At 32.5% G+C, this 22,464-nt stretch carries 21 protein-coding genes; 8 read left to right on the top strand and 13 right to left on the bottom strand.

Features of this window, described 5'->3' with window-relative positions:
- Window positions 1-79: 79 nt before the first annotated feature.
- From V6624_RS02190 to V6624_RS02175, 4 genes are all read right to left on the bottom strand, one after another.
- Complete coding sequence (locus V6624_RS02190) at window positions 80-985, bottom strand: TIGR01777 family oxidoreductase (RefSeq protein ID WP_338840712.1); 906 nt, start codon at window positions 983-985, stop codon at window positions 80-82.
- A 59-nt stretch (window positions 986-1,044) separates the two neighbouring features.
- Entirely contained in the window at window positions 1,045-1,863 is an 819-nt protein-coding gene (locus tag V6624_RS02185) for a hypothetical protein (RefSeq protein WP_338840711.1), read from the bottom strand.
- A 27-nt stretch (window positions 1,864-1,890) separates the two neighbouring features.
- Window positions 1,891-2,631, bottom strand: a complete 741-nt coding sequence (locus tag V6624_RS02180; protein ID WP_338840709.1) for a DUF2071 domain-containing protein — start codon at window positions 2,629-2,631, stop codon at window positions 1,891-1,893.
- A 61-nt stretch (window positions 2,632-2,692) separates the two neighbouring features.
- The gene (locus V6624_RS02175; RefSeq protein WP_338840708.1) at window positions 2,693-3,196 is read right to left on the bottom strand and encodes a GbsR/MarR family transcriptional regulator; all 504 of its coding nucleotides are present in this window, start codon (window positions 3,194-3,196) and stop codon (window positions 2,693-2,695) included.
- Window positions 3,197-3,707: 511 nt separating this feature from the next.
- On the opposite strand from V6624_RS02175, the gene V6624_RS02170 reads away from it, so the two are divergent.
- From V6624_RS02170 to V6624_RS02155, 4 genes are all read left to right on the top strand, one after another.
- Window positions 3,708-3,929, top strand: coding sequence for a hypothetical protein (locus V6624_RS02170; protein ID WP_111285013.1), 222 nt, complete (start codon window positions 3,708-3,710; stop codon window positions 3,927-3,929).
- A 110-nt stretch (window positions 3,930-4,039) separates the two neighbouring features.
- Window positions 4,040-4,753, top strand: a complete 714-nt coding sequence (locus V6624_RS02165) for a hypothetical protein (protein WP_111285014.1) — start codon at window positions 4,040-4,042, stop codon at window positions 4,751-4,753.
- An 89-nt stretch (window positions 4,754-4,842) separates the two neighbouring features.
- Window positions 4,843-5,580: a hypothetical protein gene (locus V6624_RS02160; RefSeq protein WP_111285015.1), complete on the top strand. Its 738-nt coding sequence runs from the start codon at window positions 4,843-4,845 to the stop codon at window positions 5,578-5,580.
- A gap of 135 nt (window positions 5,581-5,715) precedes the next feature.
- Window positions 5,716-6,978 (top strand): cation:proton antiporter, encoded by a 1,263-nt coding sequence (locus V6624_RS02155; RefSeq protein WP_111285016.1) that lies wholly within the window; start codon window positions 5,716-5,718, stop codon window positions 6,976-6,978.
- Window positions 6,979-7,158: 180 nt separating this feature from the next.
- Here the strand turns inward: V6624_RS02155 and V6624_RS02150 are convergent, their stop codons facing one another.
- The 7 genes from V6624_RS02150 to V6624_RS02120 all read right to left on the bottom strand — a co-directional run bounded on the left by V6624_RS02150 (window position 7,159) and on the right by V6624_RS02120 (window position 16,263).
- Window positions 7,159-7,818, bottom strand: a complete 660-nt coding sequence (locus tag V6624_RS02150) for a SanA/YdcF family protein (protein WP_111285017.1) — start codon at window positions 7,816-7,818, stop codon at window positions 7,159-7,161.
- A 144-nt stretch (window positions 7,819-7,962) separates the two neighbouring features.
- Entirely contained in the window at window positions 7,963-9,990 is a 2,028-nt protein-coding gene (locus tag V6624_RS02145) for a M3 family metallopeptidase (protein WP_111285018.1), read from the bottom strand.
- Window positions 9,991-10,127: 137 nt separating this feature from the next.
- On the bottom strand, window positions 10,128-10,610 hold the full coding sequence (gene purE / locus V6624_RS02140) for a 5-(carboxyamino)imidazole ribonucleotide mutase (protein ID WP_111285019.1): 483 nt from the start codon (window positions 10,608-10,610) through the stop codon (window positions 10,128-10,130).
- 117 nt (window positions 10,611-10,727) lie between these two features.
- On the bottom strand, window positions 10,728-11,879 hold the full coding sequence (locus tag V6624_RS02135; RefSeq protein WP_111285020.1) for a 5-(carboxyamino)imidazole ribonucleotide synthase: 1,152 nt from the start codon (window positions 11,877-11,879) through the stop codon (window positions 10,728-10,730).
- A 214-nt stretch (window positions 11,880-12,093) separates the two neighbouring features.
- A complete protein-coding gene (locus tag V6624_RS02130; protein WP_111285021.1) occupies window positions 12,094-12,645 on the bottom strand; it encodes a hypothetical protein in 552 nt (183 codons plus the stop codon).
- Window positions 12,646-12,668: 23 nt separating this feature from the next.
- Window positions 12,669-14,771 carry a TonB-dependent receptor gene (locus V6624_RS02125; RefSeq protein WP_111285022.1) on the bottom strand — a complete coding sequence of 701 codons (2,103 nt, stop codon included), beginning with the start codon at window positions 14,769-14,771 and terminating at the stop codon, window positions 12,669-12,671.
- 208 nt (window positions 14,772-14,979) lie between these two features.
- The gene (locus V6624_RS02120; protein WP_111285023.1) at window positions 14,980-16,263 is read right to left on the bottom strand and encodes a PQQ-dependent sugar dehydrogenase; all 1,284 of its coding nucleotides are present in this window, start codon (window positions 16,261-16,263) and stop codon (window positions 14,980-14,982) included.
- 185 nt (window positions 16,264-16,448) lie between these two features.
- Between V6624_RS02120 and hpt the strand changes: the two genes are divergently transcribed.
- The 4 genes from hpt to obgE all read left to right on the top strand — a co-directional run bounded on the left by hpt (window position 16,449) and on the right by obgE (window position 20,236).
- A complete protein-coding gene (gene hpt, locus V6624_RS02115) occupies window positions 16,449-16,979 on the top strand; it encodes a hypoxanthine phosphoribosyltransferase (protein WP_111285024.1) in 531 nt (176 codons plus the stop codon).
- 66 nt (window positions 16,980-17,045) lie between these two features.
- On the top strand, window positions 17,046-17,618 hold the full coding sequence (locus tag V6624_RS02110; protein ID WP_111285025.1) for an adenylate kinase: 573 nt from the start codon (window positions 17,046-17,048) through the stop codon (window positions 17,616-17,618).
- Between the two features lie 200 nt (window positions 17,619-17,818).
- Window positions 17,819-19,093: a hemolysin family protein gene (locus V6624_RS02105; RefSeq protein WP_111285026.1), complete on the top strand. Its 1,275-nt coding sequence runs from the start codon at window positions 17,819-17,821 to the stop codon at window positions 19,091-19,093.
- A gap of 141 nt (window positions 19,094-19,234) precedes the next feature.
- On the top strand, window positions 19,235-20,236 hold the full coding sequence (gene obgE / locus V6624_RS02100; RefSeq protein ID WP_111285027.1) for a GTPase ObgE: 1,002 nt from the start codon (window positions 19,235-19,237) through the stop codon (window positions 20,234-20,236).
- Window positions 20,237-20,328: 92 nt separating this feature from the next.
- Here the strand turns inward: obgE and V6624_RS02095 are convergent, their stop codons facing one another.
- Both V6624_RS02095 and V6624_RS02090 read right to left on the bottom strand, forming a co-directional pair.
- A complete protein-coding gene (locus V6624_RS02095) occupies window positions 20,329-21,393 on the bottom strand; it encodes a hypothetical protein (RefSeq protein WP_111285028.1) in 1,065 nt (354 codons plus the stop codon).
- Entirely contained in the window at window positions 21,386-22,420 is a 1,035-nt protein-coding gene (locus V6624_RS02090) for a hypothetical protein (RefSeq protein ID WP_338840707.1), read from the bottom strand. The genes V6624_RS02095 and V6624_RS02090 overlap by 8 nt, the downstream gene beginning before the upstream one ends.
- Window positions 22,421-22,464: the final 44 nt, after the last annotated feature.

Here is a 22,464-nt window from a genome sequence, read left to right as displayed (position 1 = left end):
CGGAATTCGGCAAAGATTGGCGATTTTGATTGTGGAGTTTCTTGTGTGATTTCTCCTTCGTCGAAATGACAAATAATGGTTAAATTAAATCTTTAAAAGCATAATCAATATCCCCAAACTTAAACTCAAACCCATTTTCTAAAAGTCGTTTTGGAACTACGTTTCTGCTTTTCAAAACCAATTCGGTTTCTGTGCGAATGAAAAAAGAACCAATTTCCAAAAAGAATTTATTCATTGGAATTCGGAAGGGAAAACCAACTGCTTTTCTAAGTTTTTGCATGAATAATTCATTTCGAATTGGTTCGGGTGAAACGACATTAATAACGCCTGTCATTTCTTTCTTAATAATAAAATCAACTGCATTTGCGAAATCTTCTTCATGAATCCAACTTACAAACTGATTGCCGCTTCCTTGTTTTCCTCCAAAACCAATTTTTGCTAAAGTTTTTAACGGAATTAATGCACCACCATTTTTTCCTAAAACGATCGAAGTTCGAAGAGCAGTTTTTAAAGTTCTTGGCGTTTCAGTTTTAAAAAAAGCTTTTTCCCAAGACAAAGCGACATTTATTGAAAAGTCATTTCCAATTTCGCCATCAACTTCATCCATTTGTTTATCTAAAGAAAAACGATAAATAGTTGCCGTAGATGAATTCAGCCAATGTTTTGGTGGATTTTGGCAATTTAAAATCGCTTTATTTAGAATTTTAGTGCTTTCAATTCTAGACCAAAGAATTTCTTTTTTGTTTTCTTTGGTATAACGGCAATCAACAGATTTTCCTGCGAGATTAATTAAAACCGTGGCATTTTCCAATTCCTTTTCCCATCCAGAAAAAGTTTTAGCATTCCAGTTTATATATTTAATTCCGTCTACGGTTTGAGATTTTCCGCGTGTTAGAATAACAATTTCATCAAATTTATTTTTGAAATGATTTACTAAAACTTGTCCTAGAAAACCTGTTCCTGCTGCTATAATAAGTTTAGCCATGTTTATGTTTTTTGCGTTAAACCTGACGGGTTTTTAAAGTCTGTGAGATTTCCGAAAGATTAATTAAGAATAAAAAATAAGGCAACAATTCTGTAAAGAATCCAAGTGAAAGATAGATAAAATGGAAGTTTTAGAATTTTAATTCTTCTAAAATGTTCCAAAAACATAATCAAAACCGTTACTCCAAACCAGCCTAAAATTATCATCTGCGGAAGCTGAAAAATCTGACTCAAAATTAAAATCGGCATTAAAATTAAACTTCCCATCAAAGAAACCGTCATTAAATTTCCAGCATAATTGAGTATGGTTTGTTTATCAAATTTGAAAAGAAATAAACTCTGAAAAACAATTTGTCCAAAAGCTAAAATAAGCTCTCTTGCAATTGTGCTTTTCGGAAAATTCAAGATCAAATTTGAATATCCAAATAAAACAAAAGTTGTTATAGTCAAAGCAAATCCGATGAATAAAAAACGGTATTTATAATTGAAATCGGGAATGCATTGCAATTTGTTTTCCTCTTTTACATTTCCTGGAATAATTACTTTTCGATTGTAAGAAATAAAAGAATACAGCTTTTTTAAAATGTAATGAATCGGTTTTATGGTTGCAACTTTTTCAATTAAGGGGAAAGAAAAACCAATAACTTTTATTAAACTATCGATTCCGTAAGTTACCGTTTTGTTTTTATTATCTACTAAAGCAATTTCGTTTGGAGCACGTTTTAGATCCACAAAATTCTGCTCTTCTTCAGATAACTGACAATAAGATTTTCTTCCGTTTTGGTCCAACATACCACTTTTTACAAATCCAGTAGTATATAAATTGCAAAGCGGGCAATCTTCATCATAAAGCAAAGTTTGATTTTCGAGCGTTTTCATGATTTTTGGTTTTAAAGATGAATAGTTTTATGCGTATAATGTTTCTTCGACGGGAATCAACTCCATTTTTCTTTTGTTTTTAACTGTAATGTTTGAGCCTTTTGCCAGGAAAACTGAAGTTGGTTTTTTAGTTTGAAGGAATCGAAAATCGCTTCCATAATTTTTTTCGAAATCAATATCAATTCGGTGATTTAAAACTTCAAATTGTTCCCATCTTGGATGTGTAACTTCATATTCAAAAGTGGTTTCTTTGTCAATTTTAGTATATCCAAAATAATGTTCAGTAATGAATTCAGCTTCAGAATCAATCTCGATTTTGCTTAAATCTTTTTCAGTTTCAATTTCAATTGTGTTCCATTCTTTGCCATTCTTCCATTGATAAATAAAAGTATAGGTGCTTTCGTTTTCAATTATTTCATGTTTCATTTTCTGAGTTTCATAATGTTCCTGATACAAAGTATTCGCAATAAAAGTGATGGCTTTTTTAGGAACAATTTCTTTAATGAAAACTACACCGCGTTTCCATTCGCCATTTTCAAAACGCTTCACATAAAATCGCAGATTGACTTCTTCAAAATTGATATGAAATGGAACTTTCAATCCTAAAACTTTGGTTTTTTTAAACATAAATCCAACCAAGCTTACATAACATTTGTTGTTCCAAATATCAATCTCAGTTCCTGCGGGAAGGTATTTTTCTAAAATTTCAGCATCAATTTCATAATTGAAAAGTGCTAAGTTTTTCCATTCTGCTTTTAAGAAGTTCATGACAATTGTTTTTTAAAGTTTTAAACTTTCAGAAAAAAATGAAAGTTTAGATTAAATTTTTTTACTTCATCATTTTTATAACCAATTTCCCTAACCAGTTTTCATTGAATTCAGTCATTTTATCTAACATATTATCGGCTTTTAAAACGAAATCGTATAATTTGGAAGTCTGATCAACAAAGTGTTTTTCTTCTGGAGATTCATTGGCTTCAATTGTCGAAACTTCTTTTAAGATTTTAAGAGCTGGTTTGATTTCTCTTTTACTTCTTTCTCTGGAAATTTTTACAGCCAATTCGTCTAAATCTCTTTCTGCCGTAAAGAATTCTTTTCTTTCTCCGGCTTTAAATTCTTTATAAACAATTCCCCAATCCATTAAAGCTCTTAGGTTCATGCTTGCGTTTCCGCGGGAAATTTGTAATTCTTCCATAATGTCTTCCATAGAAACAGGCTCGTTCGAAATCATTAATAAAGCATGGATTTGCGCCATAGTTTTATTAATGCCCCATTGTGAACCTAATGCTCCCCAAGTTTGAACGAATTTATTTTTTGCTTCTTTGAATTCCATGAAACAAATGTATGTAAAAGTTTTTAAACTTTCAAAAATAATTGAAAGTTTGTTTTGGAATTGTTGTTTCTGTTACTAAAAAATATCTTGTAACATGGTTTATCTATTTCATAACCAAATATTTCCGTTTCATGACATATTATAAAAAATAGCTTTAAACAAGATATAATTTTGAAATGAAAATAGTTCGCAAAACTATTCTTCATAACATTAAAAAAACTCAAATGGTAAAATCATACAAATCATTGACTTGTTAATTGAACGATTTGAATTTGAAAACTCGAAAACTGATACTGCAGATCAGGAAATGAGAAAAGCATTAACACTGAAAATATAATCTGATTCAAGAATGTAAATGAGATTTTTATCTCAGTAATCAAAAAAAGTACAGTTGCTCGACACAGATTATCTGCTCGATTGTTAATTCTTAGAAAACTAAACCGCAATTTGAGGTTTTATAGTAGAAATAAGATAGCCTCACAATTATTGTCTAACGTAAAAATCTAAAGTTATGAGTGATTTATTAATTAAAAATGAAGCAGGCACAAGACCAGTAGCAACTGCAAATAGCAATGATCCTATTGGAGCTCAAAATTTGAGAGTAACCAATCTTGATCCAGCAAATTTAATTGTTGTTGGTAACGATTATCAAGTAGGGTTTGATGATGGTACAAACATGAGAGGTCGTACTTGTACTGCAAAAGCAGGAAACACTGCAACATTTGTATTGTAATTAATAGTGGAGTACCACTTAAAAAACGAATTGTCTGTATTCAGAAAATAATACAGAGCGAAAACCGAAAAGCTTACGAGTAGGAACAAACAAATCAAAAAATATATATTATGGCAACTTTTAAAACCACAATCAACATTAGTCCAGAAGATGTAAAAATTTTAAAATCTCAAGGATATTCTTTATACGGATTTAAATCTGTAGCTGCTTCAGGAGATGGATCTCCTACAGTTTGGTTCAATCTTCCAGCTGAAAAATTACTAGGAAAAACAGTAATTACTTGGGAAGAAGAATTTCAAGCATACAATTCGACTACTACAATTCTTCCAAAAACAGTTATCGAAGCAAGTAATACTATCGATACAGACTTAGGACAGCGCGTAACTATTGAACTAGGATCTGGCAATTTAGAGTCTAGTTCAGATGGTATTGACGGTGCAGTAAGTTTTCTTAATAACGATACGCAACAGTTTACAGTGGGAATCAATCAGTTGGTAAATGGGCAATCTAACATTTTATGTGCATTTCCTATTTTAGGAGCTGGCTCTGCTAGAGTAATCACTCCAATAACAAAAATTGCATTGATTTTTTCTACAGAACAAGTAATAACAGCAACTGTAATTACTAAAGCAATGTCTGCTGGTGCATTTATTAATCTAACAGGTGTTACTTCTAGAGAAACTTCTTATTCTGTAAACGCAGGATGGAGCGCTGGAGGAGGAACGTGGTTGAAAAACTTTGATGCATTTACTGACTTGAAAAAGTTATTGATTGAGAATACTAATAAGTTGGAAAAATCAATCAGCGAAAAATTTGCTGTATAATTTGAGGGAATTTGAATTACTCTTCATCAATTTTTGGTGAGGAGTAATTCTTTTAATATTTAAAAACGATATTAACTTAAATAAAGGAAATGAAAAGTTCATTAACTATAAATTTGTCACAAGAAACTGTTGAGAAATTAAATCAAGGAAATTTTACTTTATGCTGTTTTCTTGCTTCTAAATCTGATAATGCTTTGTCATGTTTTCCTTTATGTTGGAATACCTTTACTAAGAATTTTTTAAAATCGATACTGATTGAATGGGAATTTGATCTTTCGGCTTATTTGTCAACCAGTCCCATTTCAGATAATGCTGTGATCTACATTCCACAGCCACAAAAGTCAATACCTAAACAATCTGCTAGATTTACGGTTAAAAAAAGCGTATCAGGTTCTAATGACAAAATAGAATTAAATCAACGAATGCTTATCGAAGATTATGGCAAAATCACAATTGATACAAATAATACTTCTCCAAATGTGTTAATTCAAAACAATTCTACTGATTCTTATTCTACAGGTATCTGTGTTTACAGCAGTGATGATGATCAATATTACGGCACTTGTGCTTTTACTTTATATGGTGGAAACACGATTTCTGTCGCTCCTGTGAATAAGATGTTTGTAATGTTTAGCAACAAAAATATTCAAAATAACACCGTAATTTCTTTATCAGAAAATCAAGGACTTTTAATTGATTTTAGCGGAAGCAATGATAATTTAAGAACAGTATCTTATGATATTAATTTAGGATGGAGTTCTAATAATCAACCTTGGGGAACTAAAATTCCAGCCAGAACATTCCTTAGCACTATTTTAGTGAGTTGAGGTATAATTTCGAGATTAAAAAATATATCCAGAATAAATTTTTAGGGATTTTAAGAATTATAAAGTTATGTTAATTCAACCCTTGAAATTTTCGATTAAATAAGGAGAAAGATATTTTTGTAAAAATCACTTTTTATGGAATTATACTACACTTTTTCAGTACTTATCGTGCTGGCTTCTTTCTTCGCCTATTTGAATTTAAGATTTTTAAAACTTCCAGGAACGATCGGAATCATGATTATTGCGATGCTAGTTTCGGTTGGAATTCGTCTTTTGGGAGATTCTTATTTTCCTGCAACTACCAAACATTTTTTTGATTTAATAAAAGAATTTGATTTCAATGAAATCCTAATGGGAGCAATGTTGAACTTTCTTTTATTCGCAGGTGCGTTACACGTAAATATGGCCGATTTGAAAGAACAAAAAGTGCCAATTATGATTTATTCTACGGTAAGCGTTGTATTATCTGCTTTAATTATTTCGATGCTGTTATATTATATCGCACCGCTTTTAGGAATCCATATTCCGTATATATTTTGTTTAGTTTTCGGAACCTTGATTTCTCCAACAGATCCAATTGTGGTTTTGGGAGTTTTAAAAGAAGCTAAAGTCCCAAAAAGAATAGAAACCAAAATTGTTGGTGAATCGCTATTTAATGATGGAGTAGCCGTAGTAATGTTTGCTGTTGTTTTGAAAATGGCAACCGATCCAACTTTTGATGTAAGTTTTAGTTCGATCGCGTGGCTTTTTGCAAAAGAAGGAATCGGCGGACTTTTATTAGGAGCTGTTTTTGGATTTACAGCATCAAAAGTCATGAAGAAAATCGACGATTATAAAGTTTCTGTTTTAATAACGCTTTCGATTGTAACAGGAGGATTTTTAGTGGCTCAAAGTTTACACGTTTCTAGTCCGCTTGCAATGGTTGTTGCTGGATTGATTATTGGGAATTATGGCAAAAAAGTCGCGATGAGCGAAGTGACAAAAGATTATTTAGGTAAATTCTGGGAACTCATCGATGAAATCTTAAATGCAGTTTTATTCCTTTTTATTGGTTTCGAATTGTTGTTATTGCCAGATTTAAACAAACAATTACTTACTGGTTTTGTAGCTATTTTTATCGTTCTTTTTTCAAGACTTACCTCTATAGTTTTGCCGTGGAAATTCTTTGACATCTTTAAGTTCTTCGGAATAAAATCGGCTTACAATAAAGGATCTTTGATGGTTTTAGTTTGGGGAGGAATTCGTGGTGGAGTTTCAATCGCACTTGTACTTTCTATGCCCGAAGGAGAATATAAAAACTTGCTGCTTGAAGTTACTTATATTGTTGTGCTGTTTTCAATTGTAGTGCAAGGATTGACTGTTGGGAAATTAGCTAAGAGAGTTTTGGAGAAAGAATAAATAAAATAGAATAAAGAGAAAAGAAAGAAGATTTCTAACTTTAAATTGTTTATTAAAAAAAATGGGCTGTTTCAGAAATGATTCAGCCCATTTTTTTAATTGCTCCAGCGGAGCATAATATTTATAGAAAATAAGGTTTCAAATATCAAAAGCTCTAGCGGAGCGACACAATATTTTTATTTATCGTTTATCTTCTTTCGAATAATTCGATTCTCCATTAATATTAATTTCTCCACCTAAAAAACGAGGTTCACGATTTCGTAAAACATCAAAAAATGATTTACATCTTGAAAGACATTCTCTAAAACGAACATAATTGTAACCTAAATATTCCCCTTGATTAGCAGAATAACCAGCTGATTTTATTCCCAATTTATTTCCGATGTAAATCGCACGATTTAAATGATATTCTTGAGAAATTAAAGTCGCTCTCTTTATTTTGAAAATATGCTTCGCGCGATACATTGTCGAATACGTATCGAAACCTGCATAATCAATAAAAATCTTTGTAGTATCAACGCCATGATTGAAACAATAATTTTTCATTACCGTTAATTCATCATATTCTTCACGGCCATTATCACCAGAAAGCAAAATTTTATTGATTCGTTTTGCTTTCCAAAGCATAATTCCTGCATCAAGTCGGTCCTTTAAATATTTGCTTGGCTGATTACCGTTAATTCCCGCACCAAAAATAATTCCGACATCATTCTTAGGGAATTTTTTAGCCGAATAATAAATTTTGGTTTTAGTCGAAGATGTTACATAATAATTTATAGAAACAATTGCGAGTAGTCCAATAATTATTAGGTAAACAAAGATTTTAAAATATTTTTTCACGGCTTGTATTTGTAAGATTAAGATTTAAAAGGCGAAGATAGTTAAAGTAAAACCAAATAAAAAACCGAAGCAGAAATGCTTCGGTTTAATCTAAAATTATAGCAATTAGAATTTAATCTAAAATCTAAAATCAGAAATCTAAAATTAAAGAAGTCCCGCTCTTTTCAACAAAGCCTCAGGTTTTGGTTCTTGTCCTCTGAAACGTTTATACAAAGTCATAGGATGTTCAGTTCCTCCTTTTGAAAGAACATTATCTTTGAATTTTTTTGCAATTTCTTCATTGAAAATTCCGTTTTCGTGGAAATATTCAAAAGCATCAGCATCTAGAACTTCAGCCCATTTGTAGCTGTAATATCCAGAAGAATATCCGCCTTGGAAAATATGTGAAAATGCCGTACTCATCGCATTTTCTTTTACATCGGGATATAATTGTGTATTAGCAAATTGTTCCGTTTCGAAAGCTTTTAAATCGGTAATAGAAGTTGGATCTTGTCCGTGCCAAGCCATATCTAATAATCCAAAACTTAACTGACGCAATGTTGCCAAACCTTCTTGGAAACTTGCACTTTCTTTAATTTTCTGAACATACTCAATCGGAATAATTTCTCCCGTTTCATAATGATTCGCAAACAAAGCCAAAGCTTCAGGTTCGTAACACCAGTTTTCCATAATCTGACTTGGTAATTCTACAAAATCCCAATAAACAGAAGTTCCTGATAAACTTGGGTAAACTGTATCAGCCAACATTCCGTGTAATCCGTGTCCGAATTCGTGGAATAAAGTCGTTACTTCATTAAAAGTCAATAATGAAGGTTTTGTTTCTGTTGGTTTTGTAAAATTGCAAACGTTCGAAATGTGCGGTCTTTCGTTTACGCCGTCTTTTACATATTGTGATTTAAATGAAGTCATCCAAGCACCGTTTCTTTTTCCTTTTCTTGGGAAGAAATCAGCGTAGAAAATCGAAACTAAATTTCCGTCAGCGTCTTTTACTTCGTAAGTTGTAACTTCTTCGTGGTATTTATCGATATCAAAAACTTCCGTAAAAGTTAAACCGTATAATTTTTTGGCAACTGTGAAAGCGCCATCCAATACTTTTTCTAACTGAAAATAAGGTTTCAGCTTTTCATCATCTAAGTTAAAAAGCTGTTGTTTTAATTTTTCAGAATAATAAGCACCGTCCCATTTCTCAAGTTGTTCGATTCCGTCTAATTCTTTTGCGAAAGCAGTTAATTCAGCAAATTCTTTTTGAGCCGCTGGTTTCGCTTTTGCTAATAAACCATTCAAGAAAGAAAAAACTTTCTCTGGACTTTCGGCCATTCTTTCCTCCAAAACAAAATGAGCATGCGTTTTATAGCCTAATAAATTGGCTCTTTCATGGCGAAGTTTAGCAATTTTCAGAACGTTTTCTTCATTGTTGAATTCGTTATTTTGAAATGCTTTTGCTCCAAAAGCAATTGCCATTTTTTTACGTAGTTCGCGATTATCTGCATAAGTCAAAAACGGAACGTAACTTGGATGATCTAAAGTAAAAATCCAACCTTCTTTTTCTTGATTTTTGGCTAATAATCTTGCCGCTTCAATCGTGCCTTCTGGTAAACCAGACAAATCTTTTTCATCAGTTAAATGCAATTCGAAGTTGTTAGTTTCTGCCAAAACATTTTCACCAAACTGTAAACTCAATTTCGATAATTCTTTGTCGATTTCTCTTAATTGATTTTTTTTGTCTTCTGGTAAATTGGCTCCGTTTCTTGAAAAGCTTTTGTATTTTTTATCTAATAAAGTCGTTTGCTCTGGGTTGAGGTTCAAACTTTCTTTTTGATCGTAAACGGCTTTTACTTTTGCAAATAAATCAGCGTTTAAACGAATGTCATTTCCAAATTCTGAAAGCAAAGGTGAAACTTCCTGAGCAATTTTCTGCATTTCGTCATTCGTTTCTGCCGAATTCAAATTGAAGAAAATACTCGAAAGACGATCTAAAATATCACCAGAATAATCCATTGCCACAATCGTATTTTCAAAAGTAGGTGCATCTGAATTATTTACAATTGCATCAATTTCGGCTTTAGCCAAAGCAATTCCTTCGTTGAAAGCAGGAACATAATCTTCGATTTTAATTTGCGAAAAAGGCGCGGTGTTATGTTTGGTATTGAAATATTGTGTTAATACGCTCATTTTTTTAGTTTTCAGTCTCAGTCTCAGTTTTCAGTATGAAATGAGACTAAAGAGTTGTTTTTTTAGTTTTCAGTCGCAGTCGCAGTCTCAGTTTCAGTTTTCAGTTTTTGACTGAGACTGAAAACTGAGACTGAATACTATTTTAAGCTTTCAGCCGCTTTATTAACCGCAGCTTTCAATTCTTCTTTATAAGAAATAATAGTATCTAAAACTTTTTTGTCGTGGCTTCCGATGATTTGTGCTGCTAAGATCCCAGCATTTTTTGCTCCGTTTAAGGCGACAGTAGCAACAGGAACGCCGCCTGGCATTTGCAAAATTGATAAAACAGAATCCCAGCCATCAATAGAATTACTAGATTTTACAGGAACTCCAATTACTGGAAGTGGAGACATAGAAGCTACCATTCCAGGTAAATGTGCTGCACCGCCTGCACCAGCAATAATTACTGAAATTCCGCGAGTATGTGCATTTTTACTGAAATCGAATAATTTCTCTGGCGTTCTGTGTGCCGAAACGATATCTACTTCAACTTCTACATTAAATTGTTTTAATATGTCGATTGCATCCTGCATAACTGGCATGTCTGAGATGCTTCCCATTATAATAGCTACTTTGCTCATGAGTGTTTTTGTTTGTTTTGTTTCAGGTTTCAGGTTTCAAGTTTGTTGAGACTGAAAGCTGTTTATTTTGTTTTAAGTTGTGAACTGTTAGTGCAAACTGCGACTGAATACTAAAAATTACTGACCACTGATCACTTTAATAGTTTCCTTAACTTCCTGTGCAATTCTTCTGGCTTCGGACATGTTCTCGTTTACGATGGTTACGTGCCCCATCTTTCTGAACGGGCGTGTTTGTTTTTTACCGTAAATATGTGGCGTAACACCGTCCCATCCTAAAATGGTTTCGATGTTTTCATACACTACATTTCCAGAATGACCTTCAGCACCAACTAAATTTACCATAATTCCGGCAACTTTGCTGTCTGTGTTTCCTAACGGAAGATCTAAAATAGCGCGTAAATGATTTTCGAATTGTGATGTATAACTTGCTTCGATTGAATAATGACCAGAATTGTGTGGGCGAGGAGCAACTTCGTTTACCAAAATTTCATCGTCTTGAGTTTGGAACATTTCAACTGCTAAAAGTCCAACATGATTAAAATTCTCTGAAACTTGTAAAGCAACAGCTCTTGCTTTTTCAGCTACTTTATCATCGATTCTTGCTGGACAGATTACATATTCAACTTGATTCGCTTCTGGGTGAAATTCCATTTCTACAACCGGATAGGTTTTCATTTCGCCCGATGGATTTCTGACCACAATTACCGCCAATTCATTTTTGAACGGAACCATAGTTTCTGCAATACATTCTACATTTGGCAACGTATCTAAATCTGAAATTTGGCGAACTATTTTTACACCATTTCCATCATAACCAAATTCAGTGCATTTCCATACAAACGGTAATTGTAAATCGCTGATTTTAGATTTTAGTTGATCTAAATTTTCAAATCTTTGAAATGGTGCAGTTGGGATATTATTTTTGGCGTAAAAATCTTTTTGAGTTCCTTTATTCTGAATTCCTTTTAAGGTTTTTGGAGATGGATATACTTTTAGGCCTTCGTTTTCTAATTGCGTTAAAGCTTCAAGGTTTACCAATTCGATTTCGAAAGTCAAAACATCGACTTGTTTCCCGAAGTTGTAGACCGTTTCATAATCCATTAAATCACCTTGAAAGAATTTATTGCAGGCAATTTTACTTGGCGCTTCGTCGCTTGGATCCAGAACGTAAGTTTGTATATCAAATTTTCTGGTGTCGAACAAAAGCATTTTACCTAATTGTCCGCCACCTAATATTCCTAATTTAAAATCAGAAGAAAAATAATTCATTTTGTGTTGTGTTTTTGCAAAGATACTTTTTAATCTTTTTTTAGCCAAAATTTAGTTTTTTTCGCCACGAATTCACGAATTATATTTTTTTAATTTTTGCCACAGATTAAAAGGATTAAAATGATTTTCTACTTTTTGTTAGCCACGAATTCACGAATTTTTATAAAATCTATGCGAAAAAATAATTCGTGAATTCGTGGCTATAAACAAAAAGTTATTTTATTTTCTTCAAAACTTCTTTAGCAACGGCTTTGTAGGCTGCCGAATGGTTTCCGAAATCTTTATCAATTATCACTTTTAGTTCGGGATGAATCCAGTCGTAATAATTTCCTAGAATATATAAAGTTCTGATCGAATAAGCTTTTGTAGCGACTTTGGTGTCATTGATTAGCCAATCAAAAGAAGCTTCGATGCAATCTTGAAGATTTTTTTCAGAAAGCTGAATTCCGTTTTCATTTTTCTTATAATGCGATTTTACCAAAAGCTGTGTCACTTTTGCAATGGGACGCATGGAACTTTCATCTTTTAAAATTTTAAGATTCAAACAGAAAAAATCAAGATGAGGCTGAAGCCAAAGCAATTCTTCGTACGAAACAAATTCTAAAATCCAGCAGGCTTTATGATTATTTTTGTCTTCGGGCGAAAAGCAAATCGAAACCAATTCACTAAAAAGCGAGGGGTTTTCTAGAACATCTTGCGCAGCTTTTAGACGGTTTTCTCTATATGCATTTACGTAATCCAATTTTTTTTGCAATTCAGACGGCATCGTTTTTGGTATTTAATACAATGCTAAAATAAGTAATTTAATGAGATAATTCCGTAATAATTTATCGGTAAGCCTGGATAATAAAATCTTGGTTGCGCATTTCCAACTCCTGTTGCATTGGTTAAAATCATTGAAGCATATTTTTCATTTGTCACATTATTTATTCCTGCGTCTAAATGAGTCGTTAGACCTGATAAAATCTCAAATTGATAACCTGTTTTTAAATTTAATAAAGAATAAGAATCTGAAAAATCTGCATTTGAATCGTTCATTGGAATTTTATCTGTGAACTGAAAATCGGCTGAAAAATAAAATCCTGAATTTGTGTTTAAAATAAAACCTGCGCTTGCTGTATTGGCGGGAACTCCAGTTAATTTGTTTCCAGAATAATCATTTCCATTATCGACAAATTCTTTGAATTCATAATTCCCGACTGAGGTTCCGATATAGGAGTTTAAATTGAAAATCTTATTTATTGGCCAATTATGATTTAATGAAACTTCAATTCCTTCATGAAAAGTTTTTCCAGCATTTACACCTTCGTATTGATCTTCGCCGATTCTTTTTGCCACCAATAAATCTTTAATTTCCATTCGATAAATGGCAATTTGTGTGTAAAGTTTTTTATTGAAGAAATGAAATTTTCCGCCCAATTCAAAATTATAACCGGTTTCAGGTTTTATGTCTTGATTGATATTTCCTGATGAGGTTAAAGTTTCTTCAGTTGCAGGAAGAGAAAATCCACGGCTTACAGAAAAGTAAAAAGTCTGAATTTCATTCGGTTTAAATAGAAAAGAGAGCTGTGGCGAAAAAATGCCGTCATAACTATATTTTTCCTTCGGATTATTCGCGGAAGTGGGAAAATCATTTTGCAGTTCAAATTTGGTTTTGTTGTAATTTAATCCTGCCTGAATTTCAAATTGATCAGAAAGTAAAGTTCTGATTTGCGAAAAAATATTATAAAAATGCCTTTTCTGATTGGTTGCTGAAAGTTGATCGCCTTGTAAACTTCCGTTTCCGTTATTTTGCTGATAAAGATTTTGAAAAGTATTTCCGCTGTAATTGTCTCTGAAATATTCTATTCCACCAATAAACTGATTTTTGATTTTTCCAATTTTAAAATCTCCCGAAAACTGTGTTCGTACGCCCGAAGCAAAAGTATATTGACGTAAAATATCAAAAGGTCGCGGTTCGTTGCTGTCTTTATAATTGATGAAAACTGAAGTCGAATTGTTGAGGTGATCATTTATTTTGAAATCGTAAGCCAATCCGCCTAAAGTCGATTTGTATTCTTTGAATCCTTTTGAAGAAACCCAAGTTGGCGCGCCTGCTTGCGGATTATTTTCGAAAGTGGTTTTGTTTATTGAACTCGGAATATAAGCTTTTAAATAAGTATAATTGGAAAAGTAAGTCAGCTTGCTGGTTTTCTTTCGTAATAATTCTCCCGAAAGCGTAATTCCTTCGCGATTGTAAGTGCTGTTTTCGCGCCATCCGTCTGTCTTTAAATTATGATAACTTAGATTTAGAGAAGAACTTTTTTCATTTAAATCAAAACTTATTCTATTTTTTAATAATCCAAAAGAACCAAAAACGGAACTTATTTCAGTTTGATAATTGCCTTTTTTTAAAGTTTGAGGCGAAATTAAAATTGCTCCGCCCAAACCTGCACCGTAAATACTCGAAAGCGGTCCTTTTATAATTTCAATTTGATTGATATTTTGAAGGTCGATATCGTCAATTACGGTTTCGCTATTTCCAGAAGTTAGCGGAATGCTTCCATAAAAAGCTCTTATTTTATTGGTTCCGTATGGCGTTCTCGCTCCAATTCCGCGAATCGAAATTCGGGTTGTCGTAATATTTGACGACTGCATAAAAACGCCAGGAATCGTATTAATGACATTGCTAATATCTGTGGTATTATTTCGAAGTAATTCTTTTTCCGCTAAAATTCCAATAGAAGCGGGACTATTCTGTAAATCTCTATTAATATGAAGCGGACTAATTAAAACTTCATTTAGTTTTTGAGTTTTAGTAGAATCAATATTTTGGACTTCTTTTTCCTGTGCCAAACTATTTCTAGAAATAAAAAGAACAGAAAGAAGAAGAAAATATTTTTTAGAAATCATACAGATGAAATTATGACGTAAATAATTTTAACACATAGAAACATAGTATTGATTGAGGCAAAAAAGGCGTTTCACTTATTTAAATTCACATAGCGAACTATGCGAAAAAACGAGATTTCTTTAATAACATCTTTTAAACAAAAATCTATGTCTCTATGTGTTTAAAATCTTTTTGTAGATTGGAATTTGTTAGTTAAAAATTGGAATTTTATTTATTTGCTGTCACTTTCCAAATTGTATTTCCGCTATCATCATTTACCAAAAGCGATCCGTCATTCATAACCGTTACAGCAACTGGACGTCCGTAAACTTCTGCTTTTTCATTGTCAGAAATAAAGCCAGTTAAAAAATCTTCTGGTTTTCCTGAAGGTTTTCCATCTTTAAAAGGAACAAACAACACTTTATAACCTGAAATTTTAGAACGGTTCCAAGAACCATGTTGTCCAACAAATGCTCCGTTTTTATATTTCGCAGGAAAAGCATCTTTAGTATAAAAAGCCAATCCTAAAGAAGCGGTGTGAGCACCAACTGGAACATCGGGAACAATTGCTTTTTTTATCAAATCTTTTCGTTCACCTTTCTCTTTCCATCTTGGATCAGGAATACTTCCAAAATACGAATAAGGCCATCCGTAAAAACCGCCTCTTTTTACACTCGTAATATAATCTGGGACCAAATCATCACCAAGTTCATCTCTTTCATTTACCGCAGTCCAAAGTTCTTTTTTATTGGCAGGATTCCAATCCATTCCCATTGGATTTCTAAGTCCCTCAGCATAGATTTTTTCGCCAGTTCCATCAGGGTTGATTTCTAAAATTGCAGCTCGACGAATTTCTTTATCCATTCCGTTTTCTCCAACATTACTTCCTGAACCAACACCAATATAAATTTTTGTTCCTTCAGGATTGGCAAGCAAACTTCTTGTCCAGTGATTGTTGTATCCGCCAGCTGGCAGTTCAACAATTTTAGTTCCTTGAGTTTCTAATTTTAATGGTGCGTTTTTATAAGGATAACGGTAAAGTCCGTCAGTATTTGCAATGTAAAAAAAGTCTTTTAAAATTAACATTCCTAAAGGTCTGTTTAAACCAGAAATAAAAACTTCACGAGTTTCATATTTTCCGTCTTTATCATTGTCACGCAAAACTATAATTTGGTTTTTGCTTGTTCTGGTTCCGCTTTCAACAACAAAAATATCATTGTTTGGACCTATATAACTCCAACGCGGATTCTCAAATCCGTCTGCAAATTTAGTTACAGTAAAACCTTCCGGTGCTTTTGGAGTTTTGCCAGCTGGCCAGCCAATCACTTTACTATTATTGGTTTTAGATTCTGTGGCATAGGGCGGAGGAAGAGTAATGTCTCCGATAGCCGTTTTTACAACATTTCCAGGCTGTTTCGCCAAAGCTTCTTTTTCTTCTTTTTTTACTTGCCCATTGCAGGCAGTCATTAAGGCTAATAACGGAATTGAAAATAAGGTTAAGGATTTTTTCATTGGTTTTTGGAGTTAAATAATTATAGTACAACAATTTACTTAAAATTCAGATAGTCTCAAAAAATAATTTGTAAACATTAACTGATATTTAACATTCAGAAAAAATATCGAGATACAGTCCATTTTGATAGAAGCAGTTAAGTTCTAATTCTTTATCTTTGTCCATTATTTTAAAAAGAAAAATAATGATACAACTTCACGATAAACAATTTGTTCCGTTTATTTCGGCTAAAGAAATTGATTTTGCTTTAACTAAAATAGTGGCTCAGGTAGAGGATGATTTTGGAGATGATACGCCAATTTTTATTGGAGTTTTGAATGGCGCTTTTATGGTAGTGTCAGATTTTTTGAAAAAATATAAAAAACCGTGCGAGGTTTCATTTATCAAAATGGCATCGTATGAAGGGACTGAAAGTACAAATTCGGTTAAAGAATTGATCGGAATTAATCAGGATCTTTCGGGAAGAACGGTAATTATTATTGAAGATATTATCGATACTGGAAACACAATTGAAGAATTAAAGCATTTGTTTAAAGCGCAAAATGTAAAGCATTTTAAGATTGCAACATTGTTCTTTAAGCCAGAAGCGTATAAAAAAGACATTAAAATAGATTATGTTGGAATCAGAATTCCGAATAAATTTATTGTAGGTTATGGTTTGGATTATGATGGTTTAGGCCGAAATCTGAATGAAGTTTACAAATTAGCAGAATAACAAAACACAACTAAATATTCATTTAAAGACTTCTGAAAGACAGGAGTAACAACACTCATTTCAATTATGATTAACATCGTTTTATTTGGAAAGCCTGGTGCAGGAAAAGGAACTCAGGCAGAATTTTTAAAAGAGAAATACAATTTAACGCACCTTTCAACTGGAGATATTTTTCGTTTCAATTTAAAAAATGATACTGAACTAGGAAAAAAAGCAAGAGTTTTTATGGACAATGGAGAACTAGTTCCTTGCGAAGTAACAACTGCAATGTTAATTGATGAGGTGAAAAAACATCCAGATACAGCAGGATTTTTGTTCGACGGTTATCCAAGAACAATTAATCAAGCTGAGGCTTTAGATAAATTTTTACCAACTATTGGATCAAGCGTTACAGCAACAATTGCTTTAGAAGCTGACGATGAGATTTTGGTAGCACGTTTATTAGAAAGAGGAAAAACAAGTGGAAGAGCTGATGATCAAGACGAAGAAAAAATTCGTGTAAGATATCAAGAATACAATGAGAAAACAGCTCCACTTATTGGATATTACAAAGAACAAAATAAGTTTTATGCCGTAGACGGTATAGGAACTATTGAACAAATTACAGAGCGATTAACGTCAGTTATAGATAATTTGTAGAAGCTTATTCCAGCTGTACGTTACATCCCGATAGTTATCGGGGCGCAAAGAACTATTTTTCTAACCATAAAACTAGCTTCTTAAGATATTTTAAGAATCACTGTTTTAGGGTTAGAAAAATTAGTTTTTTAAGTAACGTCTAAAAATCAAGATTGCAAATTATATTTAACAAGACTATTTTATAACGAATCCACTATCAATTGGAAATACTAATTATATTTTTTCTAATTCTATTAAACGGAGTTTTCTCCATGTCTGAAATCGCCTTGATTTCTGCCCGTAAAAACAGGCTCGAAACAGCTGCGAAAAAAGGCAATAAAAGTGCAAAAACTGCACTTGATTTAGCCAATTCCCCAAATAAGTTTTTATCTACAGTACAAATTGGAATTACCTTAATCGGAATTTTGACGGGTATTTATTCTGGTGACAAAATCACTGCCGATGTAGAACTTTTTGTCGCAGGTTTTGCAGTTCTAAAACCTTATGCACATTCAGTTGCAGTTGGAATTGTGGTTGTAGTTTTAACTTTTTTCTCATTGGTTTTAGGAGAATTGCTTCCAAAACGAATCGGATTAAATTATCCAGAGGCAATTGCTAAAATGGTTGCAATGCCAATGAAAGTGATTTCGATTATTACGGCGCCATTCATTTGGTTATTGACTTCTTCAACAGATTTTTTATTGAATGTTCTTCAAATAAAACCAACTGCTGATGGAAAAGTTACCGAAGAAGAAATTAAAGCCATCATTAAAGAAGGAACAGAAGTAGGAGAAGTTCAAGAAATTGAACAAGATATTGTGGAACGTGTTTTCCATATTGGAGACAGAAAAGTAAATTCTTTAATGACACACCGCAAGTCGGTTGATATGTTGCCATTAAAAGAAGATAAAGAAAAAATCAAAGAATTAGTAGTTCAGGATCTTCATGCAGTTTATCCTGTTTACAATGATAATTACGATGATATTGTTGGAGTCGTAACGCTGAAAAATATTTTTGCTAACATCGAAAGCGATAATTTTGATTTGGCTGCAATTATGTCTGATGCACCTTATTTGATGGAACAAACTACGGCTTATAAAGCATTAGAGAATTTCAAAAAAACAGGTGTTCATTATGCTTTAGTTTCAGATGAATATGGTGTTTTTCAAGGTATGATTACATTGAATGACATTTTAGAAGCTTTAGTTGGTGATGCATCAGAATTTTATAAAGACGAATTCCAATTAATTGAAAGAGAAGATGGCTCTTGGCTAGTTGACGGACATTATTCGCTACACGACTTCTTGACTTATTTCGAATTGGATGAGTTAACAAACGATTACGAAGTAAACACCGTAAGCGGAATGATCATGACTGAGCTTTCGCATATTCCAAAAGAAGGAGAAAAATTAGTTTGGCAGAAATTCGTTCTTGAAGTTATAGACATGGACGGTGTAAAGATTGATAAAGTGCTTGTCAAAGCATTGAAAGAATAAAAAAATAGTTTTCAGTCGCAGTTTTCAGTCGCAGTTTGTGCTGAAAATCTAGACTGGCACTGAAAAATAAATAAAATAGAATTTAGAAATAGAAGCTAGAGAAATCTAAAATCTGAAATCTAAAATCTGAAATTCAGAAAAATGACAGAAGGAAATTTTGTAGATTACGTTAAGATATATGTTTCTTCCGGAAAAGGAGGAAAAGGATCTACGCATTTACATAGAGAGAAATTTATTGAAAAAGGTGGTCCAGACGGAGGAGATGGAGGTCGCGGAGGACATGTATATTTAGTTGGGAATAAAGGACTTTGGACATTATTTCATTTAAAGTTTGCACGTCACATTAAAGCGGGTCACGGTGGAGATGGTGGTTCTGACAGAAGTACGGGGGCAGATGGAGAAGATAAAGTAATTGAAGTGCCACTAGGAACTGTTGTAAAAGACAAAGAAACTGGTGAAACACTTTTTGAAATTACAGAACACGGAGAAAAACAAATTCTGGCAAAAGGAGGAAAGGGAGGTTTAGGAAACTGGCATTTTAGAAGTTCTACAAACCAAACGCCTCGTTATGCACAGCCAGGTTTGCTTGGAATAGAAATGGATGTTATTCTAGAACTTAAAGTTTTGGCAGATGTTGGTTTAGTTGGTTTTCCTAATGCAGGAAAGTCTACTTTATTGTCTGTATTGACTTCTGCAAAACCAAAAATTGCTGATTATCCGTTTACGACTTTAAAACCAAATTTAGGAATCGTAGCTTACAGAGATTTTCAGTCTTTTGTAATTGCCGATATTCCTGGAATTATTGAAGGTGCTGCTGAAGGAAAAGGTCTTGGTCATTATTTCTTGCGTCATATTGAACGTAACTCAACGTTATTGTTTTTAGTTCCCGTTGATACTCCAGACATCAAAGCAGAATATGATATTTTGGTTAACGAATTAACGAAATACAATCCTGAAATGTTAGATAAAGAACGTCTTGTTGTTATTTCAAAATGCGATATGTTGGATGATGAACTAAAAGCAGAATTGAAAGCAGAGTTAGATGTTTCTTTCAAAGGAATCCCTTATATGTTTATCTCTTCTGTTGCACAACAGGGTTTAACAGATTTAAAAGATAAACTTTGGAAAATGCTTAACGAATAAAAAGATATTTTTTTAAATATAAAAAACCACTAACAATTCATCGTTAGTGGTTTTTGTTTTTAAATTGGAATGTTTTTGTATTCAAAAGCATACTAATTTTTGTAATATTCTATTTTCCTTTCTGCTACAGCATCTGGAATCGCATTTTTTTGATTGACATACATTTTACAAAGCGTCCAGTTATTTTTACTGTCAAAAGTGTAATCAAAAAGTATTGAAATAAGGATTTCTTCTCCCACCTCATTGTCATAAGACGTCATGGAACTTACATTACCAAAGCCATCGTATTTATAAACGACCTTATCACTATCAAATTCGTTGTGGGTATGTTCACTGTCGACGTGTTTTTCCATTTCGATTACTTTATTGTTCTCGATTTTGTAAATTTCTTCATATAAGAATTCTTTTCTTTTATAAACCGTCATTTTTGTGATTTGGCCTTGATCATTATAAGTGTAATTGACATTTAATGTATTGTCGTTAAAAATCTCTCGATCGTAGAATGTTTCTGTGCTGTGACTACTATATTGGTCAAGCGGAATAATAATCTGCTTTTTAACAACCTGTCCTTTAGGATTGTAGAAAAACAAAGTCCTACGGTCGAATTTTAAAGTATCCTCCTTTGGAAATTCATCGCTAGAATAATCATTAAAGTAGAGTTCTTCAGTGATCTTTTGATTTTCTGTTTTGTACTCATATTTCATCTCTTCTTTTGAATCGTCATATGTGTGTGTTCTGTTTGGATTCATTCCGAACAAAAAGTTGCATTGCGAAGCGATTTTTTGTTTGTTAAAAAAATCAACTGAATCAATTTGAAATTTAAAAACCTGACCTTTTTCAAATTCTTCATTTAAATTGGAAATTCTTTTATCAGAACGTTCAATAATCATTCCGTAGGTATTGAATTTTTTGTAATACAATTCACGATCATATTCGTCAGTAGCATAGTAATTATGCAGAACTGGATTGTATTTATAAAACAAATTCGAATTCCAGCGCTCGTCATTACTAACTTTCATAGCCGTTTTTACTGTTTTTACATTTCCTTTCAGACCAAATTTTTCCCAGTCATTCTTAAAAATATATTCAGAACCAACTTGTGAGAAACCGTAATTTATAAATAATAAAACTACGATTAGAGTTTTTATTTTATTCATAGTAAGTGATTTCTTTGGTTACTAAAGTCTCTTTTTTAATTGTTTTTTTTCCATTTTCAGAAATAGTTGTTGAAATGTTTAATTTGATCCAGTTTCCGGTTGCATCAAATTCGTATTTATAAACTCTGCTTTCTATATAATTATTTTTATTAGTAACGGTTCGCTGACTTATTAAGCCATTTTTAAGTAGAGCTGTATCCGTTTTGCCTTTTTCTGTATAAATTTGTTTTATTAAAATATTATTACTGTCGTAATTATACGTCGCTTTATATACTGGGTCTTTATAAAAGCAACTCTCTTCAATGAGATTGTCTTTTAGGTCGTATTTATAACTAAATGTAAGAGGTGTTTCTTTTGGTTCGATCAAAAAACTCAGCAACTCTCCGTATCTGCTTTCTTCTATAAGTCTGTTTTTAGCATCGTACTTGTAATAAGATCGCACCTTTGCTTTTTTCGGATCCTTTTTATTGTCATCTGATGAATATTCTATGGCCTCTATTTTATAGCCTGCTGTATTATATTTGTAAGAATAATAGTTGTTGGCCCCAAAATAAGTATCCTCATCTTTTTTGATTTCTTCCTGAGAGATTTTATCTTCTTTATCATTAAATTTTTTGATAAAATCCACTCCGATTGCACTTGTATAAAAAGATTTTTCAAGTTTTCCTTTGTTGTTATAAACCAGACTGTCTCCACCAATAGTGTCTATTGGGAAATAAACAGGAGGATGTAAGTTTATTTTTTTTGTCAATCTTCCCGATGCATTAAAAGTTTCGTACAAACCATAAATATTTGGATTAAGTAGTTTTTTAATGTTTTGCTGTTTTGGGGTGTTTTCGATTGTAAAGAAACAGGTTTTAATTGTTCTTACTTTTCCGTTTAAATTTCTTTCTTTTAATTGAGTTTTGGATTCAGGCTTCTCGATCAAAAATTCCTGAATTACTTGAGCATTCATATGAGCGCTTACAAGAAAAATGACAAATAAAATCAGTTTTTGAAAAGAACTGTGCTGTGGTTTTTTTATCATAGAATAAATATGATTTTTGGGTTGCGAGACTTTTTTGTTTTTTG

This window comes from Flavobacterium ginsenosidimutans (assembly GCF_037478105.1).
Classification (GTDB): domain Bacteria; phylum Bacteroidota; class Bacteroidia; order Flavobacteriales; family Flavobacteriaceae; genus Flavobacterium; species Flavobacterium ginsenosidimutans.
The sequence above is the reverse complement of the archived record's forward strand: the minus strand, read 5'-3'. Positions and strand labels throughout refer to the sequence as shown.